The organism is Pseudobacillus wudalianchiensis, from assembly GCF_001685015.1.
Classification (GTDB): domain Bacteria; phylum Bacillota; class Bacilli; order Bacillales; family Domibacillaceae; genus Pseudobacillus; species Pseudobacillus wudalianchiensis.
In genome coordinates this window covers 142784-166094 of sequence record NZ_MAYT01000001.1, presented here as the reverse complement: position 1 = coordinate 166094, position 23311 = coordinate 142784, and the positions used below count along the sequence as shown (strand labels likewise).

25 protein-coding genes and 2 other annotated features are annotated in these 23311 nt (G+C 41.8%); of the genes, 3 read left to right on the top strand and 22 right to left on the bottom strand.

The window, feature by feature from the left end:
* Positions 1-123: 123 nt before the first annotated feature.
* Positions 124-1605, top strand: coding sequence for an amino acid permease (locus A8F95_RS00880; RefSeq protein WP_065408831.1), 1482 nt, complete (start codon positions 124-126; stop codon positions 1603-1605).
* 48 nt (positions 1606-1653) lie between these two features.
* Here the strand turns inward: A8F95_RS00880 and A8F95_RS00875 are convergent, their stop codons facing one another.
* The 10 genes from A8F95_RS00875 to A8F95_RS00830 form a co-directional block, all read right to left on the bottom strand.
* Complete coding sequence (locus A8F95_RS00875; protein WP_065408830.1) at positions 1654-2328, bottom strand: hypothetical protein; 675 nt, start codon at positions 2326-2328, stop codon at positions 1654-1656.
* A gap of 101 nt (positions 2329-2429) precedes the next feature.
* Complete coding sequence (locus A8F95_RS00870) at positions 2430-3644, bottom strand: S1C family serine protease (protein ID WP_065408829.1); 1215 nt, start codon at positions 3642-3644, stop codon at positions 2430-2432.
* A 197-nt stretch (positions 3645-3841) separates the two neighbouring features.
* Positions 3842-4054 carry a hypothetical protein gene (locus tag A8F95_RS00865; protein WP_065408828.1) on the bottom strand — a complete coding sequence of 71 codons (213 nt, stop codon included), beginning with the start codon at positions 4052-4054 and terminating at the stop codon, positions 3842-3844.
* Between the two features lie 221 nt (positions 4055-4275).
* Positions 4276-5667 carry a sensor histidine kinase gene (locus A8F95_RS00860; RefSeq protein WP_065408827.1) on the bottom strand — a complete coding sequence of 464 codons (1392 nt, stop codon included), beginning with the start codon at positions 5665-5667 and terminating at the stop codon, positions 4276-4278.
* The gene (locus tag A8F95_RS00855; protein WP_065408826.1) at positions 5657-6331 is read right to left on the bottom strand and encodes a response regulator transcription factor; all 675 of its coding nucleotides are present in this window, start codon (positions 6329-6331) and stop codon (positions 5657-5659) included. Before A8F95_RS00855 ends, A8F95_RS00860 begins: the two co-directional genes overlap by 11 nt.
* 77 nt (positions 6332-6408) lie before the next feature.
* Positions 6409-6918, bottom strand: coding sequence for a DUF1648 domain-containing protein (locus A8F95_RS00850; protein ID WP_065408825.1), 510 nt, complete (start codon positions 6916-6918; stop codon positions 6409-6411).
* Positions 6919-6974: 56 nt separating this feature from the next.
* On the bottom strand, positions 6975-7418 hold the full coding sequence (locus tag A8F95_RS00845) for a GNAT family N-acetyltransferase (RefSeq protein ID WP_065408824.1): 444 nt from the start codon (positions 7416-7418) through the stop codon (positions 6975-6977).
* A gap of 18 nt (positions 7419-7436) precedes the next feature.
* Positions 7437-7754, bottom strand: coding sequence for a hypothetical protein (locus A8F95_RS00840; protein WP_065408823.1), 318 nt, complete (start codon positions 7752-7754; stop codon positions 7437-7439).
* Positions 7755-7885: 131 nt separating this feature from the next.
* Positions 7886-9601, bottom strand: coding sequence for an assimilatory sulfite reductase (NADPH) hemoprotein subunit (gene cysI / locus A8F95_RS00835; RefSeq protein WP_095407428.1), 1716 nt, complete (start codon positions 9599-9601; stop codon positions 7886-7888).
* A gap of 28 nt (positions 9602-9629) precedes the next feature.
* Positions 9630-11450: an assimilatory sulfite reductase (NADPH) flavoprotein subunit gene (locus tag A8F95_RS00830; RefSeq protein ID WP_065408821.1), complete on the bottom strand. Its 1821-nt coding sequence runs from the start codon at positions 11448-11450 to the stop codon at positions 9630-9632.
* A 376-nt stretch (positions 11451-11826) separates the two neighbouring features.
* Between A8F95_RS00830 and A8F95_RS00825 the strand changes: the two genes are divergently transcribed.
* On the top strand, positions 11827-12264 hold the full coding sequence (locus tag A8F95_RS00825) for a YueI family protein (RefSeq protein ID WP_065408820.1): 438 nt from the start codon (positions 11827-11829) through the stop codon (positions 12262-12264).
* A gap of 247 nt (positions 12265-12511) precedes the next feature.
* Here the strand turns inward: A8F95_RS00825 and A8F95_RS00820 are convergent, their stop codons facing one another.
* From A8F95_RS00820 to A8F95_RS00810, 3 genes are all read right to left on the bottom strand, one after another.
* Positions 12512-13597, bottom strand: coding sequence for a M42 family metallopeptidase (locus tag A8F95_RS00820; RefSeq protein WP_049663671.1), 1086 nt, complete (start codon positions 13595-13597; stop codon positions 12512-12514).
* A 77-nt stretch (positions 13598-13674) separates the two neighbouring features.
* Positions 13675-14163 carry a dUTP diphosphatase gene (locus tag A8F95_RS00815; RefSeq protein ID WP_065408819.1) on the bottom strand — a complete coding sequence of 163 codons (489 nt, stop codon included), beginning with the start codon at positions 14161-14163 and terminating at the stop codon, positions 13675-13677.
* 15 nt (positions 14164-14178) lie between these two features.
* Positions 14179-14427, bottom strand: a complete 249-nt coding sequence (locus A8F95_RS00810; RefSeq protein ID WP_065408818.1) for a DUF1294 domain-containing protein — start codon at positions 14425-14427, stop codon at positions 14179-14181.
* Between the two features lie 156 nt (positions 14428-14583).
* On the opposite strand from A8F95_RS00810, the gene A8F95_RS00805 reads away from it, so the two are divergent.
* Complete coding sequence (locus A8F95_RS00805; protein WP_065408817.1) at positions 14584-14793, top strand: hypothetical protein; 210 nt, start codon at positions 14584-14586, stop codon at positions 14791-14793.
* Between the two features lie 82 nt (positions 14794-14875).
* Here the strand turns inward: A8F95_RS00805 and rplT are convergent, their stop codons facing one another.
* The 9 genes from rplT to A8F95_RS00760 form a co-directional block, all read right to left on the bottom strand.
* The gene (gene rplT, locus A8F95_RS00800; RefSeq protein ID WP_065408816.1) at positions 14876-15235 is read right to left on the bottom strand and encodes a 50S ribosomal protein L20; all 360 of its coding nucleotides are present in this window, start codon (positions 15233-15235) and stop codon (positions 14876-14878) included.
* 32 nt (positions 15236-15267) lie between these two features.
* Positions 15268-15468, bottom strand: coding sequence for a 50S ribosomal protein L35 (gene rpmI / locus A8F95_RS00795; protein ID WP_041097707.1), 201 nt, complete (start codon positions 15466-15468; stop codon positions 15268-15270).
* A 23-nt stretch (positions 15469-15491) separates the two neighbouring features.
* Positions 15492-16010, bottom strand: coding sequence for a translation initiation factor IF-3 (gene infC, locus A8F95_RS00790; RefSeq protein WP_176713617.1), 519 nt, complete (start codon positions 16008-16010; stop codon positions 15492-15494).
* A gap of 76 nt (positions 16011-16086) precedes the next feature.
* Positions 16087-16216 (bottom strand) — a sequence feature (ribosomal protein L20 leader region).
* Between the two features lie 121 nt (positions 16217-16337).
* The gene (gene thrS / locus A8F95_RS00785; RefSeq protein WP_065408815.1) at positions 16338-18278 is read right to left on the bottom strand and encodes a threonine--tRNA ligase; all 1941 of its coding nucleotides are present in this window, start codon (positions 18276-18278) and stop codon (positions 16338-16340) included.
* Between the two features lie 52 nt (positions 18279-18330).
* Positions 18331-18557: a binding site (T-box leader), on the bottom strand.
* A 63-nt stretch (positions 18558-18620) separates the two neighbouring features.
* Positions 18621-19553 (bottom strand): primosomal protein DnaI, encoded by a 933-nt coding sequence (gene dnaI / locus A8F95_RS00780; RefSeq protein WP_065408814.1) that lies wholly within the window; start codon positions 19551-19553, stop codon positions 18621-18623.
* A complete protein-coding gene (locus A8F95_RS00775) occupies positions 19550-20941 on the bottom strand; it encodes a replication initiation and membrane attachment family protein (protein ID WP_065409409.1) in 1392 nt (463 codons plus the stop codon). The genes dnaI and A8F95_RS00775 overlap by 4 nt, the downstream gene beginning before the upstream one ends.
* Positions 20942-21026: 85 nt before the next feature.
* Positions 21027-21485 carry a transcriptional regulator NrdR gene (gene nrdR / locus A8F95_RS00770; RefSeq protein WP_049663688.1) on the bottom strand — a complete coding sequence of 153 codons (459 nt, stop codon included), beginning with the start codon at positions 21483-21485 and terminating at the stop codon, positions 21027-21029.
* A gap of 117 nt (positions 21486-21602) precedes the next feature.
* Entirely contained in the window at positions 21603-21980 is a 378-nt protein-coding gene (gene speD / locus A8F95_RS00765; RefSeq protein WP_041097721.1) for an adenosylmethionine decarboxylase, read from the bottom strand.
* A gap of 283 nt (positions 21981-22263) precedes the next feature.
* Positions 22264-23292, bottom strand: a complete 1029-nt coding sequence (locus A8F95_RS00760; RefSeq protein ID WP_065408813.1) for a glyceraldehyde-3-phosphate dehydrogenase — start codon at positions 23290-23292, stop codon at positions 22264-22266.
* Between the last annotated feature and the right edge of the window lie 19 nt (positions 23293-23311).

Below are 23311 nucleotides of genomic sequence, written 5' to 3'. Positions count from 1 at the left end.
TTCGTTTTATGATGTGTATACGCTTTCAGCAATCGCTTGTTTACTCTCTCTTTTGGAAAGGGTATGTAAGTAAAGCATAGTTACCATGCAGCATTTGTATTTTATCATCTTGGAGGTCAAACTATGAGTAATCAATCTTTGCAAAATGGTGCAGTTAGCCAAAATGGCGAACTAAAGAAAGGGTTGAAAGCAAGACATTTAACGATGATCTCGCTAGGCGGCTCAATTGGCACTGGTCTTTTCTTAGGAAGCGGATTTGCTATTTATTCAGCAGGTCCGGGAGGCGCTTTGCTTGCCTACCTTATTATTGGTGTTATGGTTTATTTTATTATGACAAGCCTTGCGGAGCTGGCAGCTCTTATGCCAACTAGTGGAGCATTCAGCACATATGCAACGAAGTTTATTGATCCTTCCCTCGGCTTTGCTTTAGGATGGAACTATTGGTATAGCTGGGCGATTACGCTGGCAGCTGAGTTATCTGCCTCCACACTCGTTATGAAGTTCTGGTTTCCGAATAGCCCATCGTGGTTATGGAGCGGTTTATTTTTGCTATTGATCTTCGGATTAAATATATTATCAGTTAAAGGTTATGGAGAAGGTGAATATTGGTTCTCCTTCATTAAGGTAACGACTATTATTATTTTTATTATCGTTGGCTTTTTAATGATTTTTGGCATTATGAACGGTGGAGAGACGATTGGTTTCCACAATTTCACTGTCGGTGATGCACCTTTCCACGGAGGAATGCTAGCGGTCCTCGGCGTTTTTCTAGCAGCAGGATTCTCTTTTCAGGGTACTGAAATTGTGGGAGTAGCTGCAGGAGAAAGTGAAAATCCTCGTGAAAATGTTCCAAAAGCGACACGGACTATCTTTTGGAGAATTCTCTTATTTTACGTACTTGCTATTTTAGTCATTGGATTAATTATTCCTTATACAAACGAAAGCCTTAAGAGCGATAACGTTATGGTGAGTCCGTTCACACTCGTATTTGAAAAAGCGGGTCTTGCGTTTGCGGCCTCTGTCATGAATGCCGTCATTTTAACGGCTGTCTTATCCGCTGGAAATTCAAGCTTATATGCCTCTACCCGAATCTTGTATGCCATGGCGAAAGAAGGACAGGCTCCTCGTCTCTTTGGCAAATTAAATAAGCGCGGTATTCCAGTGGCTGCACTTGTAGCAACTACTTTAGTAGGCTTACTTGCTTTTCTTGCCTCCATCTTTGGGGATGGCGTAGTTTATATTTGGCTGCTTAATTCGGCTGGGGTTACAGGCTTTATTTTCTGGTTGGGTATCGCAGCAAGCCATTATCGCTTTAGAAAAGCTTTCTTGGCACAAGGGTATTCACTTGATCAGCTTCCTTACCGGGCAAAGTGGTATCCATTCGGACCTATTCTCGCATTTAGCATTTGCCTTGTCGTCTTACTGGCACAAAACTATCAAGCCTTTCTTGGTGGCCATATCGACTGGACGAGCGTCGTTTCTTCTTACCTCGGTATTCCGTTATTCTTAGTCGTGTGGTTTAGTTATAAATTCATCAAAAAAACAAAGGTTGTTCCATTAACAGAGTGTGAAATTGATATGGGTGAAGACACAGCAACTAAATAAATGAGAAAGAACCGCTTGCAGCTGCAGGCGGTTCTTTCCTATATTGGATTAGTTCTTTATTTTATGGCCATCGAAAGGGAAATGATCAACACCAAGGTCAGCCAACTGTTGTTTTGCTTTCGCTACAAGGTCTTCGGCTTTTTTCTTTGTAGCTTCGTCTAGATTGGCAAATAAATCTTCTCTGCCGTCTTTTTCCGAAAGCTTAACTCCTAATTTTTCTAATTGTGTATGGGCCTTCTCATAAGTGATGGTTCCTGCATGTTCCTTCTCCATGATTGCTTTTGCTTTTTCCTTTGTGGCTTCGTCTAAGTTAGCGAATATATCTTCTCTACCGTCTTTTGCTGGAACTTTAACCCCTAATTCTTCTAATTGAGTACGGGCTTCCTCACGAGTCATCGTGCCTGCTCTTTCTTTCTCCATAATCGCTTCCGCTTTTTTCTTTGTAGCTGCATCTAGATTAGCCAGCATATCTCTCTTGCCGACTTTTTCTGGAACCTTGACTCCAAGTGCTGACAGATCAGATTTCAGCTTGTCCATAATCTCCTGTACTTGTTTCTGTGTTGCACTATCGGCAGAAGCTTTTACCTTCTTCACCTGTTGGACTGCTAATGCCGTTGTAGCTGCTGGTTTGGCAGCTGCCAGTACAGAAGCTCCAGCTCCTCCCAAAACGCTTAAGGATAAAGCTCCTGTCATAACATAACTTAACACTCTGTTTGTTTTCATTAAAAATTCCTCCTTCATTTGTTTGCCTTACACGATGTTACTTTATCCGGCAATGGTGAAAAGACGGTGAAAAGGGAAGCTGTTTCAGTATTTTTTCTCTTTTACTTTTCGCTTAGCTTTAACGTCACGCTCATTTGCTTACCGTTTCGGTACAAACCTATTTCCACTTTTTCTCCTATTTCTGCTTTGGAATAAAGATACTTTCGGAATTCACTCGTATTGCTAACTTTTGTTCCATTCACTGATTGGATAACGTCTTTTGCCTGAAGACCAGCGGATACAGCAGGTGAAGCAGTTTCCACTGCCGCAATGACTACCCCCTCCTTTACGTTAGCTGGTAGACCAAGCTGGCTTTGTAATACGGTATCTGGCAGCTCACCTACATCTTGAAGGCTGACACCAAGATAAGGTCTTTTCACTTTCCCGTCTTCTAATAAATCCTTCATAATTGGCATGACATCTTCGCTAGGAATGGCGAATCCTAGTCCTTCTATGCCGCTTTCTGAAATCTTCATGCTGTTAATGCCGACGACTTGTCCAGCGCTATTAATTAAGGCTCCTCCGCTGTTACCGGGATTAATAGCGGCATCCGTTTGGATCACATTCAAATCCCATTGGCCTTCCGATGTCGAAACAGGAATCGTTCGATCTTTCCCACTCACAATCCCCTGGGTGACTGAGCTTGCCAAATCAAGCCCAAGCGGATTGCCAATCGCAGCTACTTGTTCGCCAAGCTGCAGCTTCGATGACTGGCCAAAAGCTGCTACCTCCGTCACGATGCTGCTATCTGTTTTTAAAACAGCTAAATCAGTCAATGGATCGGTTCCGACGATTTCTGCTGCTGCTCGCTTTCCATTTTTAAGGGCAATTTCTACTTTATCTGCGCCTTCTACAACATGATTATTCGTCACAATAAAGGCGTGATTGCCCGACTTTTTAAATACGACTCCTGAACCCGTTCCAGCCTCCTGTTCACCTCCCTGGGCAGGATCATCGAACTGAAAAAAACCTGTCTGTTGTTTCTGAAGATTGACTACGCCCACAACAGCTTCATTAATCTTGCTAATGGCATTAACCATACTATTTGGAGCAGCGGCTGTTTGCTGTACGTTTAATCCTGATTGATCTGCTTTATTGTTCTGCATAACAGCGGCGTTCCCTTTATCCATCGTTGGCAGTTCCCCGTTCGCCCCGAGAAAAGGGGATAAGTAAAGAACCGTTGCTCCCCCAACGATCGCACCAGTAAACGAAGTGAAAAGCGGCTGAAGTCTTCCCTTTTTCTGGCGTTTTTCTTTTTTTAGTTCTTGTTCATACATATTGGCAGTCTCCTTTTCACTATAGATTCTTTATCTGATACAAATTTTATAAAACGTTAGTGAAAAGACGGTGAAAATGGATAAAAAAATAAATCGATTAATAAGGGTAATAAATCAAAGAAGGAGAAAATTAGGAAAGAATGTTAAAAACCGCATCATGGCTTCACGATGCGGTTTTTAACTTTTACACTGATTAGCTATTCAATTTTCTTAGACAGACTAGTTGTCTTTATTAGCTCACTAATCCTCTCATTTCTCTCGCGATCTAATTTTATTTTCTCATTCATGAATGTAATCACTTTTATAACGAAATAAATGCCCACTCCCGTAAGGACCAGATAAATTACAATAGGTAAAAAAGTGAAAAAGATAAATGCTCCGTCCGATGCAAACAATGTGCCGTTGAACATAAAGAACCCCCTATTCAGTTGATGAAATGGGACTGTTATAAATCCCTCTATTTTATTAATCATAACACGAACAGAATGGATAATGATGGATAAATACCAAATTTTTCAAGAAGCGAACCGAATAAAGAGAAGGTTAGAGATGATAGACAAACAAAGACGGTTTTGATCGCTGGGCTCAAAACCGTCCTTTTCGATATAACATACTTCTATTTTGCTAACATCTATCCTTCCTGTATGATCGGCAGACGGACGATAAATGTACTTCCTTTCCTTAGTTTGCTGTCTACTCCAATGGTGCCGCCGTGAATTGTAACAATCCATTTAGCAATCGAAAGACCGAGACCGTGGCCTCCCATTGCTCTTGATCGTGATTTATCTGAACGATAGAAGCGGTCAAAGATCCGGGTACAATCCTCTGGTTCGATACCAATGCCTGTGTCTTGTACCGTTATGGACAATTCTCTCTTATCCATCGTTAAAGAAAGATTAACCTTTCCTTCGTCCGGTGTGTACTTAATGGCGTTATCCAACAAAATATAAAGAAGCTGGGTGAGCCGCTCCGGGTCACCGCTTACCGGTACGGCTGAAGGTGTGTCAAAATCGAGACTAATTTTTTTCTCTTGAGCCAGTGGATAAACAGACTCTACCACTTTTTCGGCAGCTGGACGAAAATCAAACGGCTTAAGCTGATGTTCAATAATGCCCGAGTCACTTCGGGCTAGAACGAGCAGATCACTCACTAATTTCGTCATTCGCTTAACCTCAGTCTTCATATTAAGAAGCAATTTGCGGACAAATGGATCTTCCTCCATTGAATCAGTCATTTCGATCGCATTAATAGAAGACAGCATAATGCTTAGCGGTGTACGCAGCTCATGCGAGGCATCGCCAACGAATTCTCGCTGGCGGGCAAATGCCTGGGAAATAGGGATCATCGCTTTCTTTGACATGTAACGGCTCATAAATAGAGCTACTCCAAAAAACAGAATAGCCAATATCACTAATACAATAAGAAGCCATTTAAATAGTTGATGAACAAATGTGATATCCTTCCCGATATATAACATGCCAATAAACTGGTCATTATAAAAAAGCGGGCGGCCGTCAATCATTAACTTCACTTTTGCATCATCGCCGATTCGGCGGGGGCCATGGCCTATTTCCTCTTTTTTCGGAACCGTAATTTGCAATGTTTCTTCTCGGACCTCATTTTTTCTTGGTATCCATCCTTGTAACAGCTGCAACAGGTCCATACGCATTTGAGGAAGCATTTCCTGTCCCATTACAAGATTGCCCTCTCTATCCACCACGTAATAAAAAAACTGATCCACACCTGCTAAGACAATTTGCTGACTCTCCAGTCCCTGCAATTCTTTCAATGTGTTCTCTGCTAAATAATCCAATATAATTCTTGATTCGCGATGCGTTAATTCTCCGAGCTCACTTTTTTGATCTTCCATCACAACCACATAGACTAAGAAATAAACGATCATCACAAATAGGGCAAGAAACAGCATCATCAAACCACTGTAAAAGAAAGTGAGCCGGGATTGTGTATTCTCAAAGATGTCTGACTGTATGTTCTTTCTTCGTAATGACCACTTATTTTTCAATTTTATAGCCAACCCCTCTGATGCTATGGAGGACGTCTTGCTTTCCAAACATATCGAGCTTTTTTCGCAGCAGCTTTACCGTCGCATCAATGGTCTTTGTAGACACGTCTGCATCATATCCCCATATCCGGTCTAAAATGACTTCACGCGGCAACACTTGTCCTTGGTTTTGTGCAAGCAAATCGAGCAATTGAAATTCCCGCGGACTAAGCTGGATTTTTTTGCCGTCATATTCAATCATTTGGCTCGTTCGATTGAGGAGGATGCCTTGAACTGTTATCGTCTCTTCTACAATAGGCGCATAATTCCGTCGAGACAACGCCCGCAGCCGTGCTAGCAGTTCATCGATTTCAAAGGGCTTAATAAGGTAATCATCCGCACCCGAATCAAGTCCTTCAATTCGGTCTTCCACCGTGTCCTTAGCCGTCAGCATGAGAATAGCCCTCGAATAACCTTCTTTCCGTAAGCGGCGACATACCCCAATCCCGCTTCCATTTGGCATCATCCAATCTAGTACGAGCACATCATAATGAGAAGAAGCTGCATAATCATAGGCATCCTCGCCGGTCTTCACCCATTCTACACGATATCCGCCTTTTTTCTTCAGCATGTAAGCCGTTAACTCACCGAGCTGCTCGTCGTCTTCTGCTAAGAGAATGTTCATATCGGCTCCTCCTTTCTTTTATCTTTTTACTGTACTCTCTTTTAATGAAAAAAGAGTGAAAACGCACGGCAGGTTTCTTATTTATTTTTACTTATTTTGTTATTTTGATAAAGAAAGACACCGATCGTTCCAAGCATGATGATTAGAAAAATAGGGAGCTCAAAATAGCCTAGACCGGCTTCTTTCCCATGCGACCATTGTACGCTTTGCCAACTCGTGTAGACGAGAAATGTGATGATCTCAACTTTCACTATATTCAGCATTAATCTTGTATTCATAAATTGCTGATCCTTGTTTTCTTCTGTTAAGTTAGGAATATTGTAGACATGCGGCATTCTCTCTAAAATGGTCATGCCTCCCCATAGTATCAGCGTAATCGCAGGGAGAAACCATACCATCCTCTTATTTCCCCATCCATCCGCTTCTCCTTTAGCATTAAAATGAATCGGTACTTGATCAGGCAGTGTTTGCCATTGCCCAAATAAATAGATGACATTTGCTATAATCAAAAGCAGCGAAACAACAGTGGATACTTTTTCAAAGGTTGTCTTTGATTCCTTTATTGCTGACCCATTGTCAACGCTCATTCTGTCCCTCCTTTGCGTCTTGTCATTCAGGCAGCCTCTCGTTTTTTGGCATTTGCTTATAGTACGGTCTTAAATACGTAGCTGACTTTATCATAGCCCATCTTTTCTTCATAAAATCGATGTGCCTCTTCTCTTTGCAGCCCTGATGATAGAGCAACACTTTCATAGTTATTCTTCTTTGCCCATTCATGGACAAATGTAAGCAGCCTTTTTCCATATCCATTGGAACGTCTAGAAGCGTCTGTGACTAAATCGCATACCCATACAAACCTGCCATAATACAACGTGACCATTGGCTTAAAACCAACTGCTGCTACTATTTTTCCTTCCTCATATAAAGCAAATAATTTATAATGATCTTTCTCTTGCGCTTCAGAAACGAGCGCAAGATATGTTTCTTCATTCAAGTGGGTGCGCAGCTGTTTTATAACCGAAAAAGCCTCAAAAATGTCTTTTTGGCTCTTTAACTCTCGAATACTCGTATTCTTTGCCTTACTCATTCTGTTCCACTCTCTTTCTTAAGATTGCCGCATTCTTAAAAGCAGCTCTTCTATAATCGACCAGTTTTTCACCCATGTGAACAGACGGACAATATGAAAAGGCACAACAAGTACAATAACTAGAAGAACCGAAAAAAACACAACAAGACCAATGAATTTCATCTTGCCTGCTTCTCTGTAAACAATGGCTCTAAAGCTTACATAAGCTCCGATAAGCAAAAAAATGAACCCTACTGCTAACAGATACTCCACAAAGTTACTCAAGACAAAAGAAAGTCCGACAAACATCACTCCGATAAAAGAAAAAATAACAGACGATAAACTATGTACTTGCATATTGTCTCCTTTTTACTCCATTGTACCAATTATTCGATCTAATGGGTACGATGCAAAAAAGCAGGAGCCTAGATAGCCCCTGCTTTTTATGAAAATAAGATAAACCCCTTTATTTGTTAACCGCTCTCCTATTAACTGTGGAAGTCTGTTCCAGAATGAACTTCCTTCACGATACCAGCCCGAATGACATAATCACCGAAATGTTCGCCTTCTTCCCGCTCTTTGGCATACTGGGAAAGAATCGGACGAAGGGATGCTAAAATTTCTTCTTCTCCCACATTTTCTTTATAGAGCTTGCTCAAACGATGACCAGAAAACCCAGCTCCTAAATACATGTTGTATTTTCCAGGAGATTTTCCAATAAAAGCAATTTCCGCTAATGCCGGACGAGCACAACCATTCGGACAGCCCGTCATGCGAATCGTAATTTCCTCTTCGTGCAAACCGGCCTCTTCTACAATGTCTTCAATTTTCCCAAGCAAATCAGGAAGATAACGTTCTGCTTCTGCCATTGCGAGTCCGCATGTTGGAAGTGCAACACAAGCCATTGAATTTCTGCGCAGCGCTGAATAATGCTTGCCGTCTGTAAGTCCGTATTGCTGAATGAGTTCAACAATTTGATTTTTCTTCTCATTTGTCACATTAGCGATAACGAGATTTTGGTTAGGTGTGAGTCGAAAATCACCGGTGTGAACTTTGGCAATTTCTCTTAAACCAGTCATCAGCGGGTATCCTTCTAAATCGGCCACACGGCCATTTTGAATGAATAAAGTAAAATGCCAGTTGCCATTGCTTCCTTCTACCCATCCATAGCGATCGCCGTTATGGTCGAAGTGGAAAGAGCGTGCTTCTTCTAGCTCCCAGCCTAATCGCTTATGCAACTCTTGTTTAATAGAATCAAGTCCCAATCGATCAACCGTATACTTGAAGCGAGCATACTTTCTAACAGAACGATCCCCGTAATCCCGTTGAATCGTAATCACTTTTTCTGCTACATCAAGAATTTTATCCGGCGTACAGAAGCCAATAACTCTTGCCAGCTGCGGATATGTTTTTTTATCGCCATGGGTCATGCCCATTCCGCCGCCAATCGCGACGTTGAAACCAGCTAGCTTTCCGTCTTCAATTACGGCAATATAGCCTAAATCCTGCGAGAAAACATCCACATCATTAGAGGGTGGGACAGCGATGCCGATCTTGAACTTCCGTGGCAAGTAAAGTGCTCCGTACATCGGCTCGACTTCTTCTTCTGGACTGCCTGCCACTTTTTCTTCATCTAGCCAAATTTCATGGTACGCTCTCGTACGCGGTGAGAGATACTCACTCAATTTGCGAGACCACTCATACACTTCTGAATGGATCTCTGATTGATACGGGTTAGGATTGCACATTACATTTCGGTTAACGTCTCCACAAGCTGCCAATGTATCCATTAAAACAGCATTAATTTCCTGAATGCTTTTTTTCATGTTCCATTTTAAAATACCGTGCATTTGGAATGCTTGACGAGTCGTTAACTTTAACGTTCCGTTTCCGTACTTGTTAGCAATGTCATCCATGGCGAGCCACTGTTCTGATGTTGCTACGCCGCCTGGAGCACGTACCCGCACCATGAATTGATAGGCAGGTTCAAGCTTCTGGCGTTCCCGTTCATTTCTTAAGTCCCGATCATCTTGCAAATAGCTGCCATGAAATTTCATTAGACGATTATCATCATCTGGAATTCCCGCCGTAATCGGATCAGCAAGCGTTTCTACAAGCGTGCCACGCAAGTAGTCGCTCTCTTCTTTGATCCGTTCGACGTCGCTTGGAGGACCTTCCGGCGCCTTTAGTACTTTCTCTTCGATCATTGTCTTAGCTCCTTTCACTCAAGGCTTAATATACGTCGCGCTGATATCTCTTTTGCTGTTGCATACCAGCAAGATAAGCCTCTGCCTGCTCCCGGCTTACGCCGCCTTCTTGTTCAATAATGCGAATTAGTGTTTCATGAACGTCATGCGCCATATTCTTTTCATCACCGCAAATATACACAACGGCTCCTTCTTCAAGCCATTGGTAAAGATCTTTGCTATTTTCAAGCATCCGGTGCTGAACATAGACTTTTTCTTCTGTATCCCGTGAAAAAGCAACATCCATTCTTGTTAGCACATCTTTTTTAAGCCATTGCTGCCACTCTGTTTGATAAAGGAAATCTGTCACAAAATGCTGATCACCGAAGAACAGCCACGTTTTCCCCTGAGCAGCCAATTCTTCCCGCTCTTGAAGAAATGCTCTGAACGGTGCTGCCCCTGTGCCAGGCCCAATCATAATAATAGGTGTATCGGGATTAGCTGGAAGCTTAAAGTTTTGGTTGCGTTGAATATAAACCGGCAAATAATCCCCTGGCTGAAGCCGCTCAGCACACTGGATGGAGCATACGCCTTTTCGGCTGCGTCCGTGAGCATCATATCTTACTGTTCCAATCGTAAGATGCACCTCATCCGGGTTCGCTCTCAAGCTGCTGGAAATCGAATAAAGACGAGCTGGCATTTTACGTAAAATGGAAACGAATGTGCTGGCTGGCACCTCCGCAAAATTAAAATCTTGAACTAAATCAAGGAGATCACGACCTTCAATGTAGGCACGTAATTCTTCCTCTTTTTCCGGCGATATTAGTTGTTGCAGTTGCTCATCGGAAGTGAGCTCTGCCGCTTTTTGAAGAAGTGGTTTTGTTAAGACTGTCACTTCATAATAAGAGATGAGTGACTCACGCAGTGAACGTGTTTCCCCCTGCTTGTTTACCGTGATTGTCTCATCAGGGTTCCAGTTCATTTTTTGGATGATAAGATCGACCAGCTCTGGCTCATTTTCCGGATAAATTCCTAGACTGTCTCCTGGTTCAAATTCAAGGTTTGATCCCTCAAGAGATAATTCAAGGTGTCTCGTCTCTTTGTTTGATCCACGGCCATTTAAATTGATATTTTCAAGAATCTCTGCCTTAAAAGGATTTGTTCGTGAGTAAACAGACTGTTCTGCTGCCACTCCTGCTCCAACGGGCACTAACGGAGAAAAAGCTTCCTCAGCCTTTGCTTCACTTAAGCTATTTAAGACGCCTTCCAACCATTCAGCAGCTGGTTCGTCATAATCAAGGTCACAATCAAAGCGCGGATAAAGACGTTGGGCGCCTAACTCTTCCAGTCGCTTGTCAAAGTCTTTTCCAGTTTTACAGAAAAATTCATATGAGCTATCTCCTAAAGAAAGAACAGAGAAGCGCAAATCCTTCAATTGCGGTGCCCGTCTGCCATGAAGAAACTCATAAAAAGAAAGAGCATTGTCTGGCGGATCTCCTTCTCCATGAGTACTGACTAAGATCAGAAGATTGTGAACCTTTTTAATGCTATTGGCTTTAAATTCATTCATCGGGGCAAGGGTGGCTTGAAAACCGCGTTCTTGTAATGTTGCTTTCACCTTCTCGGCAAGCCCCTGCGCGTTGCCTGTTTGAGAACCAAAAAGAACAGTCACTTCTTTAGACACGGTCGAGCCCGTTTGTTGAGAGACAAGTTCACTCCCTGCCACTTGCGGAAGGATAGTACCAGCTGATCCGGCAAGATATCCGCTCAACCACATTTTTTGTGGTTCTGTCAGCGTTGACAAAAGACGATTAAGGAGCTCTGATTGCTCCTGACTAAAAGGACTGTTCATTACTTGAAGTTGCAATGATATCCACCTCACAAAGGAATATAGATGATCAATCATTCATCCTTGAAGAATAAATGATTGTATTCGCCACAATCAGTAAGAGCGTAAAGGAAAGGAAAGTAAATAAAAAAACGATTTCTCCCCCATTATTGACGCGGCTATGTACTAACTAGAAAAATCCAAATCAGTGTCTGAATGATTAATTTTTATAATATATTCATTATTCCTATATGTCAAGTAGGTTTTATACCCGCTTATTGCAATTATCCTACTCCTTCCTTCTTTAAAAGGGATTCTTGAACTAAATAATCCAAATGATTTTCCAAACGAACGATGAAAGCATATTCTATGATTAATCAAAATTATTCTTTATCAAAACTTGAGGAGTTCAATCATGTCCAAAAAGAATGTAGACGATATTTTGCAGGAAGGAATTTACGGAAAAAAGGAAATAAATCCTGAAGAACGGCGAAAGTTTCTTGGTACTTTAAGAGAAAGAATTGTAGCTGCACTGCTCATGACCCAAGTGAGAGAAAAAGAGGCTTATCCGGAATTAATCAACCTTATGAAGGAACACCCTAACGCCAAATTGTATTTAAATGGAACACTGAATATGAGCTATTTAAAAAAATACATTACGGCCGCTGAAAAACACGGCCTTCCCTATACAGTGGTTATAAACAAAAACGCTGATACCCATATCGGGCTCGTTTTAGCTTATGATTATGCGATTGATAAGGAAGACATTTTCCTTTCCAGGCCGCAGCAAAAGCAACAAGCTAAAAAGAAAAGCAAATGGCCTTCTCTCTTCAAGTGGCTAAAACGAAGATAAGATGAATGGATATGTTCTTTCTGAAAATAGAAAAGAGCTGTCATTGGATTCTTTCCATGACAGCTCTACTTTTATATAGGAGAAAAATTGGCTGCTTGTTCAACTTTCTTTCGCACTGATCGAGCGTCTTCCGCTTCGACGCACACGATGCGCTAGCGAGGGCGTTGCGACACGATGTTGCGCCTTTAGCCGTCGTTCCTTTCTTTTGTCCAGCTGCTGGCGCTAGTGCGTACGGCGGTTTTCTTCATTAATCAAATTTAATTTTGTTTACTGTGTCTTGGTCTAGTCGCAGGATGACTTCTCCGATGAGTTTGACGGCGTTTTCGTAATCATCACGGTGAAGCATTGCGGCGTGTGAGTGGATATATCTTGTAGCAATCGTGATGGATAGACTTGGTACGCCGCCTGATGTTACGTGGATGGCACCAGAGTCTGTACCGCCGCCTGCCATAGCATCAAATTGGTAAGGGATGTTTAATTCGTCAGCTACATCCGTTACAAAATCGCGTAATCCTTTATGTGAAACCATAGAGGCATCATAAAGGATAATTTGAGGGCCATCGCCCATTTTGCTCATCGCTTCTTTGCTGGAAACACCTGGTGTGTCGCCGGCGATTCCCACATCTACACCGAACGCGATATCTGGCTGGATCGCCTGAGCTGATGTTTTTGCCCCGCGCAGCCCCACTTCTTCTTGTACTGTTCCAACACCGTATACAGTGTTTTTATGCTGTTTGTTTTTAATATACTTCATGACATCAATGGCGATCGCACAGCCAATACGGTTGTCCCATGCTTTTGCAAGCAGCATTTTTTCATTGTTCATGACTGTAAATTCAAAGTAAGGTACGACCATATCACCTGGACGCACGCCCCACTCTTGCGCTTCTTCTTTGCTCGATGCGCCAATGTCGATAAACATATCTTTAATCTCTACCGGCTTTTTGCGCGCTTCGGGTGATAAAATATGCGGCGGTTTGGAACCGATCACTCCTGTGATATCCCCTTTTCTCGTTACAATGGTTACACGCTGTGCAAGCATTACTTGGCTCCACCAGCCGCCTACTGTTTGAAAACGGAGGAATCCTTTGTCGTCAATTTGTGTAATCATGAAGCCGACTTCATCTAAATGGCCGGCAACCATAATTTTTGGCCCATTTTCAGCTCCTGACTTTTTAGCAATTAAACTTCCCAGGTTATCTGTTGTCACTTCATCCGCAAACGGCTCTATGTATTTTTTCATAACGGCCCGTGCTTCACGCTCATTGCCGGCAATTCCTTTAGCATCCGTTAAATCCTTCAGCATCATCAATGTTTCGTCCATTTTAGCCATACACCATTCCTCCTGTTAAAAAATATGGATCCGTTTTCATTATACGTATTTCTCTTATATTATACAAAAATTTCCGCTTAATACCCTTGCTGCTGTCTTTCATAGTTTACTTCATTCTTTGCCACATAGGCTTCTTCTACTTCTTCTGCTGAAAAACCTAGCAAGCGGCCAAGTAAAAAATAGTTTTGAAGCAACTGTTGATATGTATCCGTTGACTTTTCCTGTTTGAATACATGAACCGCTTTATATACACGAAGAAACTGCTCTGTCACTGAACTTGCTGCCTCTGCTTCGGTGATAACTGCTTCTTGTTCTAGAGAGCATGTTAATCCAAGTGATAAAATAAAGTGAACACCATCTACGAACTCCTCTAAAATAACTTTGCGTTCACTTGGCTGTTTTAAACTCCAAAATTTAAAACAGCGTGTTTCATTCGCCAGTTCTCCAATCTCTACGAGCAAAGCCAGCACTTTTTTATCAAACAAGTCAGCTTCCTGCAAGCCGTGTTCTGTTTCAATGTATTCGTCGAGCGCCCGCTGCATGCGGAACAACTTTAATAAATCCATCTTTTTTTCCTCCATTCATGAAAAATAAACTAGTAGACCGAGGTCAATTAACGCTAGAACAGGCATGCCATACTTAAACGATAGATGCTTTGTTTTATGGCGATAGGTTTGCATAGCTACCCAGTTGCCGACTGCCCCTCCAATAAGGGCCAGCAGCCAAAGCGTGCTCTCACGTATTCGCCATTTTCCCTGCTTCGCTTTTCGCTTGTCATTTCCCATTACCATATAGCTCACTAGATTAATCAAGATAAAATAAATAAGCATGCCACTCACTCCTCCATGTTAGTTTAGCAAAAAAAGCGGCCTAACGGTGATGATGAACTGAGCGTAAAGATAGATTTTCTCGTTCTTAATAGTTGCATAACAACACAGGCTTGGGAGAACAATACAAAGAAGAATAATGGAAGCAGGTGAACATCCATGCCTCGAGAAAGAGCAAACATCCAAACGAACAATGGCGACCCGCATTTTGATGGAAGATACGAAGGCATTATTGCTGATCCTGAGGGTACATCGCAAATCGGAGTTCGGGTTGACGGCAAGCAGACAGAAAGCCCTTATGAGGTGACAAAACTAAAAGAAGACCCAGAAATGGATCGGTTCAAACGCTTTTTTGACGGTAAAAAATAAAATTAGCTTATAAGCTATCTTCTTGTTCATGCCCGTAAAAAAACAGGCCCGCTAAAAAGCGGACCTGTTTTTGAAAAGCTTCTTATTTATTTAACTGTGCTTTAGCAGCGTCAGCTAATTGGTTGAATGCTTGTAGATCGTTAACAGCTAAGTCAGCAAGCATTTTACGGTTTACTTCGATACCTGCAAGCTTTAAGCCGTGCATTAAGCGGCTGTAAGAAAGGCCGTTCATGCGAGCAGCTGCGTTGATACGAGTAATCCAAAGCTTACGGAAGTCGCGTTTCTTCTGGCGACGGTCACGATAAGCATATTGTAAAGATTTCATAACCTGTTGGTTAGCTACTTTATATAAACGGTGTTTAGCACCGAAAAAACCTTTTGCTAATTTAAGAACTTTTTTACGACGTCTGCGAGTTACTGTTCCGCCTTTTACGCGTGGCATAATATTTACCTCCTAAAATATAAGTGCTGGTCTTACTTAAGATTGTCTAGCATATGGCGAATACGTTTGAAATCGCCTTTAGATACAAGAGTTCCTTTGCGGAGCTTACGCTTTTGCTTTGTAGATTTGTTGGCAAATAAGTGGCTAGTGTAACCATGAGAACGTTTTAATTTACCAGAACCTGTTTTTTTGAAACGTTTCGCTGAGCCGCGGTGAGTTTTCATTTTTGGCATTTTCGTCTTCCTCCTCAAACTGATTACTTTTCGTTTTTAGGTGCTAATACTAAGAACATACTGCGGCCGTCCATTTTTGGCTTTGTTTCCACAGTAGATACTTCTTTACATGCTTCAGCAAAACGATCAAGTACGCGTTGGCCGATCTCTTTGTGAGTGATCGCACGCCCTTTGAAACGAATGGAAGCTTTAACTTTGTCGCCTTTTTCCAAGAACTTAATCGCATTACGCAATTTTGTATTAAAATCGTGTTCCTCGATTGTCGGGCTAAGACGGACTTCTTTCAAGTTAATAATTTTTTGATTCTTACGTGCTTCCTTATCCTTCTTCTGCTGCTCAAATTTAAATTTGCCATAGTCCATAATGCGGGCAACCGGCGGTTTTGCATTTGGCGCAACAAGCACAAGGTCAAGGTTCACGCGTCCGGCAATCTCAAGAGCTTCGTTCTTTGATTTAACACCAAGCTGCTCTCCATTTTGGTCGATTAAACGGACTTCACGGGAGCGGATCCCTTCGTTTACAAACATATCTTTGCTAATAATGAGCCACCTCCAAGGTTTTTTAGAATAAACGATGCTATTCCGGAACACACATTGACGCCAGCGATTCTCAGTTTTTATGCAATAAAAAATGCGGGCATGAGTGCATACCCGCATAAAACGACAAAACTGTCATTTATCATTACATTCAAACCTGGTAACTGCTGATGCGTCAATCAGGTGAGAAGCGGGTGCTTCTTCTTGTTTATGTGTATTCAGTTCACCTTAGCATTATATCATAACGAGCATTGTTCGTCAACTCATCGAAAGCAATTCAACAAAAACAATTCTAACAAAGTTTGTTTCATTAAGCAACATCTTTTTGAAATGTTATGCTTTTTTTGCTTCTTTTTTTATCATATCGATAAAATCGCTGAACGCTACTGTTTCCGATTTTTGCTCACCGTATTTACGAACATTGACGGAATTCGTTTCAATTTCTTTATCACCGACTACGAGCATGTACGGAATTTTTTGCATTTGGGCTTCACGGATTTTATAGCCAATCTTCTCGTCGCGGCTGTCAAGCTCCACACGAAGACCTGCTGCACGTAATTTTTCCTGTACCTCTTTTGCATAGTCGAGATGAACATCCACAGAAACTGGAATAACCTGTACTTGAATCGGTGCCAGCCAAGTTGGGAAGGCTCCTTTGTATTCCTCAATTAAGAAAGCGACGAAGCGTTCCATTGTTGAAACGACACCACGGTGAATAACAACTGGACGATGTTGCTTGCCATCCTCACCGATGTATGTTAAATCAAATCTCTCTGGGAGCAAGAAGTCAAGCTGAACAGTCGACAATGTTTCCTCTTTGCCTAGCGCTGTTTTTACTTGCACGTCAAGCTTCGGCCCATAAAACGCTGCTTCCCCTTCTGCCTCGAAGTAGTCAAGCCCCATTTCATCCATTGCTTCTTTGAGCATGCTTTGTGCCTTATTCCACATTTCATCATCATCGTAATATTTTTCTGTATCTGCCGGATCACGATAAGACAAACGGAATGAGTAATCATGCAACTCGAAATCTTTATACACTTCTAAAATTAAATGAACTACTCGCTTAAATTCGTCTTTAATTTGATCTGGACGAACGAAAACGTGTGCATCATTCAATGTCATGCCGCGTACACGCTGCAGGCCGGAAAGGGCTCCTGACATTTCATAGCGGTGCATCGTGCCAAGCTCTGCAATTCGGATTGGCAGTTCACGATAAGAATGAATGCCATTTTTATAAATCATCATGTGATGCGGGCAGTTCATCGGACGTAAAACAAGCTGCTCGTTATCCATATCCATAATCGGGAACATATTTTCTTGATAATGATCCCAGTGTCCGCTCGTTTTATAAAGCTCTACATTCGCCATTACAGGTGTATATACATGGTGATAGCCTAAACTTTCTTCTTTATCGACGATGTAGCGCTCGATAATGCGACGGATCGTTGCACCTTTTGGCAGCCACATTGGCAGCCCCTGGCCAACTTTTTGTGAGCTCATAAAAAGATCCAGCTCTTTACCGATTTTACGATGGTCACGCTCTTTTGCTTCCTCAAGCATTTTTAAATGGTGCTCTAAATCTTCTTTTTTGAAGAAAGCAGTACCGTAAATGCGCTGCAGCATTTTATTATCGCTGTTTCCACGCCAGTAAGCTCCCGCAATGCTCAACAACTTAAATTCTTTAATTTTATTTGTAGATGGTACATGCACGCCGCGGCACAAATCAAAGAATTCGCCTTGTTCATAAATGGTCACTGTTTCATCTTCCGGAATGGCATCGATTAACTCTAGCTTATACTCGTCGCCAATTTCCTCGTACAGTTTTTTAGCTTCATTACGGCTCACTTCTTTACGGACAACCTCTACATTTTCGCCGATAATTTTTTTCATTTCTTTTTCAATTTTCGGCAGATCCTCTGGTGTGATGGATTCATCAAGGTCAATATCGTAATAGAATCCACCCTCAATGACAGGTCCGACCCCAAGTTTCACTTTATCTTCCCCATACAGACGTTTAATCGCTTGAGCCATTAAATGGGCTGTACTGTGACGAAGAATTTCCAAAGCGTCTTCATGATCTGGTGTGACAATTTCCAGGCTGCCGCTTTCTTCGATCGGTGTGCGCAAATCAAGCAGCTTACCGTCTATCTTTCCAGCAAGCGCTTTTTTCTTTAAGCCCGGGCTGATTGATTGGGCGATTTCTTCTATTGTTGTTCCTTTTGGAAACTCCTTGACTGATCCATCAGGAAACGTAATATTCAGCATTTCAGACATTTTTAACACTCCTTATTTTTTTGACAAAATAAAAAACCCCGCCCTTCAAAAATGAAGGGACGAGGTTTATATCGCGATTCCACCCTACTTTTCAACAAAAAACGTTGAAATCTCCAGATCAGATAACGGCTGCTGCCGGCGGTCCATTACTAACAGTGCTGTGTTCACGGCCGAAGTTCAAAGGTGGTAAGCATATTCCTCGTGTTAGGAAAGTTTCAGCCTTGCTTTCCCTCTCTGGAAACCGTAAGAAAATACTCATGTCCTTATCAAAACTTGTCTCATTATTTACATGTATGACCGTATTATAGTCCTTGATTATCTAAAAATCAATAGACTTGCTTTTTATTTTCGACGATTGGTCCCTTTCATTTCTACAGGAGTAGTCAAAGACTGAATTCTCTCCATTACCCGCTTAGCCTTCATCTCTTCCCTTTCCCCACGCTGAGAATGAGCTAAATGATGCTCGAGCTCCTTATAGCTGAAATTAGATGTAAAAAACGTCGGCAATCCCTCAAGCATACGGAACTGCAGAATCGTGCCAAGAATCTCATCGCGCATCCAGCTCGACATTGCTTCGGCACCGATATCATCAACCATTAGTACAGATGCTTTTTTGACGAGCTCAAGCTTCTCATTTATGGATTGATCATTAAGCGACTGCTTCATTTCTCGAACAAACTCTGGAAAATAGATGATTAAGGAGGAAACGTCCTTGTCCGCTAATTCATTCGCAATCGCACCTAGTAAATAAGATTTCCCCACGCCAAATAATCCGTGAATAAACAACCCTTTCATTTCGCTGCCTTCAACATAGTCTTTCGTAAACTGCCGAGCTAGATTAATGGCTGGTATTCTCCCAAGGTCATTAAAATCGAGATCGGAAAAACGAGCATTCAAAATGTCTTTCGGTACATATAGACTTTTGATCAGCTTCTCATTCTTTCTCTGTTCATCATCACGGATTTTACGTGGACAGCGATGGTAGTCAATATCAATGCCGCCGCGGCGCCAAACAAGCTTTGGCTCAAAACCTTTCATCACATTAACGCATTCTTGAAGGCTTGGGCACTTTTCACAGGAGAAACTTTGCGTTTTATATTCGTATAGCTTCATTAAATGTTTATCCAGCACATCGGGAGTAATGTCGTCTTGATGCTCCTGCAAAAAAGCATAAACAGCCGGATCATTTAAAATCTCCCGACGCGTCTGTTCATATCTAGATTTAAAGTCTGGGGACTGCTTTAATTTATTCAGCGTCTCACCTATTCGCTTCATTGCGATTTGTCACCTTCCTTCTCGGCCGTTTGATTTTTAATTTCTTCTACTAAAGCCTCCCTCATCGCTTTTAACTTTTCTTCATCATCAGCTGGAAGAGTTGTTGCCTTTTCCTCTTCATTAAACCAATAAGGCAGCTTTTCTGTACGAGTTACCCTTTGCTTTGGCTGTTGCTTGTTTTTTGCCCATTCAGCATACTGACGATGTTCATTTTTAGCAAGCTCCATCGCATCCTTTACCGTTTTTACTTTTTTACGGGCCCAGTGGGAAGCGATTTTTTCTACATAGCTTTTCGTCAGCTTCATATCAGTTTTCAGCATAACATATTGAATCAGCACATTAACAACACCAGCTGGCAGCTTATACTGAAAGAGTACGCCTTCAATCACTTGCATATCGGCACTTGATGGAAGACTGCCGGAAATATCAATCAACAACTGCCGCGGTGAAACCGTTTCTAAATAATAGATCAATTCTTCTTCTTTCGTTGATGGTTCACTGTGAACAGTACGCAGGGCCTCTGGCTGAGATAGATAAATGAGCTCGGGCAACTGTTCATTCCGTTCAAGCTGATACCAATCACGGGCTGATTTACGTAATACCTCGATATCAATTTCATCTTTTTCATCGACGGCTGTAAGCAATAGGTTCTTCATTTCTAGTGGTTCAATTCCATAAAGATGGGCCAGTTTGACAATGGTCTCTTTCACGAGCGGTGTCAGTGCTGATTTAGCTACAACCACTCCTTGAAGAGAGCTTTCCAATAAGCTGAAATCAAATTGCTCCACCTTCAAAGAAACCCCTTTTCTATCCGGCTTAGCCATAAACAGCTTGCCTTCCGAAAGAAGACTATCTTCCATCACATCACGGTCAAGCGGCGGCAGTCCGGCAGAAAAAACCTCCTGGAAATCTTTCGTAATTTCTAAATGTTCATCCGTACACGTAATATCGTCTGAAAAAAACTCTTTCACTCTCAAAAAATGGGAACGGCCGATTTTTCGGTAAAGAAATACATTCAGCATCCCATCGTTAAAAAACTGTTCTGGTGTAAGCGGCGGCTGCAGTTCATATACGAACTCACGCAAATCGCCAGTCTTTCTAACGAATGTTTTTAACAATCCAAGCGCTTCTAATTTGAGTCGAGATTCATAAATCTCTTGAAGGTTTTGATCAAGAAAATTCATTAAATAATAGTGATTCGCCGTCTGCGAACGTAATCGATTTTCTTCTACTTCTGCCCAGAGTGTCATATATAGACTAAAGCAATTCGTTCCGAGGAGTGGTTGATACAAGAACGTTAAAATGCGCCGGTCCGTTTCATGAAGCATACCATTCAAGCAAACTATGTATTCATCCACCGGCTGAATTTCGTTCCAATGTCTTTTCATGTTCATCATCTAACCTTTCAATGTTGAAACTTCTTGTGCTGACCGATGAAAAAAAGCTAGAGAACGGGTCGTTGCCTCCAGCCTGTTATTTTTCTTTTTTAATTAATTCCTTTAATTCATCTAAAAACACATTAATATCCTTAAATTGGCGATAGACAGAAGCAAATCGCACATAGGCTACTTCATCAATGTCTGCCAGCCGGTCCATGACCATTTCTCCAACTTTTTCTGATTGAATTTCTGAAAATCCACAATTCCTAATTTCTTTTTCGACGTCCATCGTTAGTTTTTCAAGCTGCTCAAGTGAAACCGGACGCTTTTCACAGGCTTTAATTAAACCGCGCAAAAGCTTGTCACGATTAAATTCTTCTCTCGTGCCTTCCTTCTTCACAACGATCAACGGCAAATCTTCCACTTTTTCGAAAGTCGTAAATCGATAAGCACAAGATTCACACTCCCGGCGCCTGCGGATCGAGCGTGCTTCATCTACCGGTCTTGAATCGATTACGCGAGTGCCATTATGCTGGCAGGCCGGACATTTCATTCTACCAACTCCGATTCTAAATTGATTACTCTCATCATATTAAAAAGAAACGAAATGCACAAGGCAATATCACGTAAATAAATGAAAGAGGTGTATGCTCACGCATACACCTCTTTGTTATAACACACTTGCTTCTTGCTTCATTTGTACAGGGCCCATTCCCCGAGGCATTTCCATTTTTTCCTGCGTCTGTGCCTCCAGCGCCTCTGCAATGTAATTAGCAGCAATGTTAGGATCAAGGTCTCCGCAAGTATATACATCAATGCTCGCGTAGCCATGTTCTGGAAAGCTGTGAATCGTTAAATGCGACTCAGAAATAATGACGACACCACTTACTCCTTGAGGAGCAAATTTGTGAAACGCCACTTCCCGGATTTCAGCACCTGATTTTAATGCAGCATCCACAAAGATTTGTTCAATTGTTTCCATATCATTCAATTTTTCAAGATTGCAGCCCCAAAGTTCTGCAATTACGTGACGACCCATAGTATCCATGATCGCTTCCCCCTTTTACAATTTTTAGAGATTCGTTGTAAAAGTATAACCACCACGGGGGAAAGTTAGTCCGAAGAGGTCCTAACCCTTTAAGCGGTTATTTATTTCACGAAGATTAGTATACTGTGAACAGTTTAATTTTGCAACATCTTGTCAAACATTTTTCTAAATGATTTTTTAGAAAATTCTCTACAAAGATAAAGGAAGCAGATAAAGCCCGCAGATAGTTATCTGCGGGCTTTATTTACTTTTAGAGGATATAGACCAACCCTCTATTTGCAGATTATGCGTTTACTTCAACTTTTTTTTTCATATTTTCAGCAACATAGTTTACAAGGTCAACCACACGGCAAGAATAACCCCACTCGTTGTCATACCAAGCAAGAACCTTCACCTTTGTTCCTTCCATTACGATCGTCGATAAACCATCGATGATAGAAGAATGAGGATTTGTATTGAAATCAACCGATACTAATGGTTCTGTTGTGAATTCGATGATTCCTTTTAATGGGCCTTCAGAAGCTCTGATGAAGGCATCGTTTACTTCATCTACCGTTACTTCACGCTTTAAGTCTACTACAAGGTCAACTAGAGAAACGTTAGAAGTTGGTACACGCAAAGCCATACCGTGAATTTTTCCTTTTAATTCCGGAAGAACAAGGGATAAAGCCTTAGCCGCACCTGTAGATGTTGGGATAATGGATTGAGCACATGCACGAGCACGACGCAAATCTTTATGCGGGTTATCAATGTTGTTTTGGTCGTTTGTATAAGCATGAACTGTTGTCATTAGACCATTTTCAATGCCAAATGTATCATTCAGCACTTTTGCTACCGGAGCCAGGCAGTTTGTTGTGCAAGATGCATTAGAAATAACCTCATGCTTTTCAATATCTAAGTCGTTCTGGTTAACACCCATTACAATTGTTACATCTTCGTTTTTACCCGGAGCAGTAAGCACGACTTTCTTTGCGCCAGCTTCTAAATGAAGAGCTGCTTTTTCACGGGCATTGAATTTACCTGTTGCTTCGATTACAATATCAATGCCAAGTTCTTTCCATGGAAGCTCACGTGGATCACGGTTATTCACTAACTGAACACGCTTGCCATTTACGATTAGCGCATTTTCTTCTACTTGAACATCTCCATCGAACTTGCCATGATTTGTGTCATACTTAATCAAATGAGCAAGCGTTTCTGCAGGATAACTTGCATTCACCGCAACAATCTCAAATGTATCCTCTAAAATTGCTTTACGGAAGACCATTCTCCCGATACGTCCAAATCCATTAATCGCTACTCTCGCCTTCATACACTGGCTCCTCCTATAT

Excerpts from the sequence above, each read along its gene's own strand:
- A8F95_RS00865 (WP_065408828.1), bottom strand. The coding sequence starts at position 4,054 with ATGTTCAACGGCACATTGTTTGCATCGGACGGAGCATTTATCTTTTTC.
- A8F95_RS00850 (WP_065408825.1), bottom strand. The coding sequence starts at position 6,918 with ATGAGCGTTGACAATGGGTCAGCAATAAAGGAATCAAAGACAACCTTT.
- A8F95_RS00875 (WP_065408830.1), bottom strand. The coding sequence starts at position 2,328 with ATGAAAACAAACAGAGTGTTAAGTTATGTTATGACAGGAGCTTTATCC.
- A8F95_RS00840 (WP_065408823.1), bottom strand. The coding sequence starts at position 7,754 with ATGCAAGTACATAGTTTATCGTCTGTTATTTTTTCTTTTATCGGAGTG.
- A8F95_RS00820 (WP_049663671.1), bottom strand. The coding sequence starts at position 13,597 with ATGGCTAAAATGGACGAAACATTGATGATGCTGAAGGATTTAACGGAT.
- A8F95_RS00855 (WP_065408826.1), bottom strand. The coding sequence starts at position 6,331 with ATGAACATTCTCTTAGCAGAAGACGACGAGCAGCTCGGTGAGTTAACG.
- A8F95_RS00810 (WP_065408818.1), bottom strand. The coding sequence starts at position 14,427 with ATGCTTATTTATTTTATCTTGATTAATCTAGTGAGCTATATGGTAATG.
- A8F95_RS00870 (WP_065408829.1), bottom strand. The coding sequence starts at position 3,644 with ATGTATGAACAAGAACTAAAAAAAGAAAAACGCCAGAAAAAGGGAAGA.
- A8F95_RS00775 (WP_065409409.1), bottom strand. The coding sequence starts at position 20,941 with ATGAAAAGACATTGGAACGAAATTCAGCCGGTGGATGAATACATAGTT.
- A8F95_RS00880 (WP_065408831.1), top strand. The coding sequence starts at position 124 with ATGAGTAATCAATCTTTGCAAAATGGTGCAGTTAGCCAAAATGGCGAA.
- rplT (WP_065408816.1), bottom strand. The coding sequence starts at position 15,235 with ATGCCACGCGTAAAAGGCGGAACAGTAACTCGCAGACGTCGTAAAAAA.
- A8F95_RS00825 (WP_065408820.1), top strand. The coding sequence starts at position 11,827 with ATGTCCAAAAAGAATGTAGACGATATTTTGCAGGAAGGAATTTACGGA.
- A8F95_RS00805 (WP_065408817.1), top strand. The coding sequence starts at position 14,584 with ATGCCTCGAGAAAGAGCAAACATCCAAACGAACAATGGCGACCCGCAT.
- thrS (WP_065408815.1), bottom strand. The coding sequence starts at position 18,278 with ATGTCTGAAATGCTGAATATTACGTTTCCTGATGGATCAGTCAAGGAG.
- A8F95_RS00760 (WP_065408813.1), bottom strand. The coding sequence starts at position 23,292 with ATGAAGGCGAGAGTAGCGATTAATGGATTTGGACGTATCGGGAGAATG.
- dnaI (WP_065408814.1), bottom strand. The coding sequence starts at position 19,553 with ATGAAGCGAATAGGTGAGACGCTGAATAAATTAAAGCAGTCCCCAGAC.
- nrdR (WP_049663688.1), bottom strand. The coding sequence starts at position 21,485 with ATGAAATGTCCGGCCTGCCAGCATAATGGCACTCGCGTAATCGATTCA.
- A8F95_RS00815 (WP_065408819.1), bottom strand. The coding sequence starts at position 14,163 with ATGGATTTATTAAAGTTGTTCCGCATGCAGCGGGCGCTCGACGAATAC.
- A8F95_RS00845 (WP_065408824.1), bottom strand. The coding sequence starts at position 7,418 with ATGAGTAAGGCAAAGAATACGAGTATTCGAGAGTTAAAGAGCCAAAAA.
- rpmI (WP_041097707.1), bottom strand. The coding sequence starts at position 15,468 with ATGCCAAAAATGAAAACTCACCGCGGCTCAGCGAAACGTTTCAAAAAA.
- speD (WP_041097721.1), bottom strand. The coding sequence starts at position 21,980 with ATGGATACTATGGGTCGTCACGTAATTGCAGAACTTTGGGGCTGCAAT.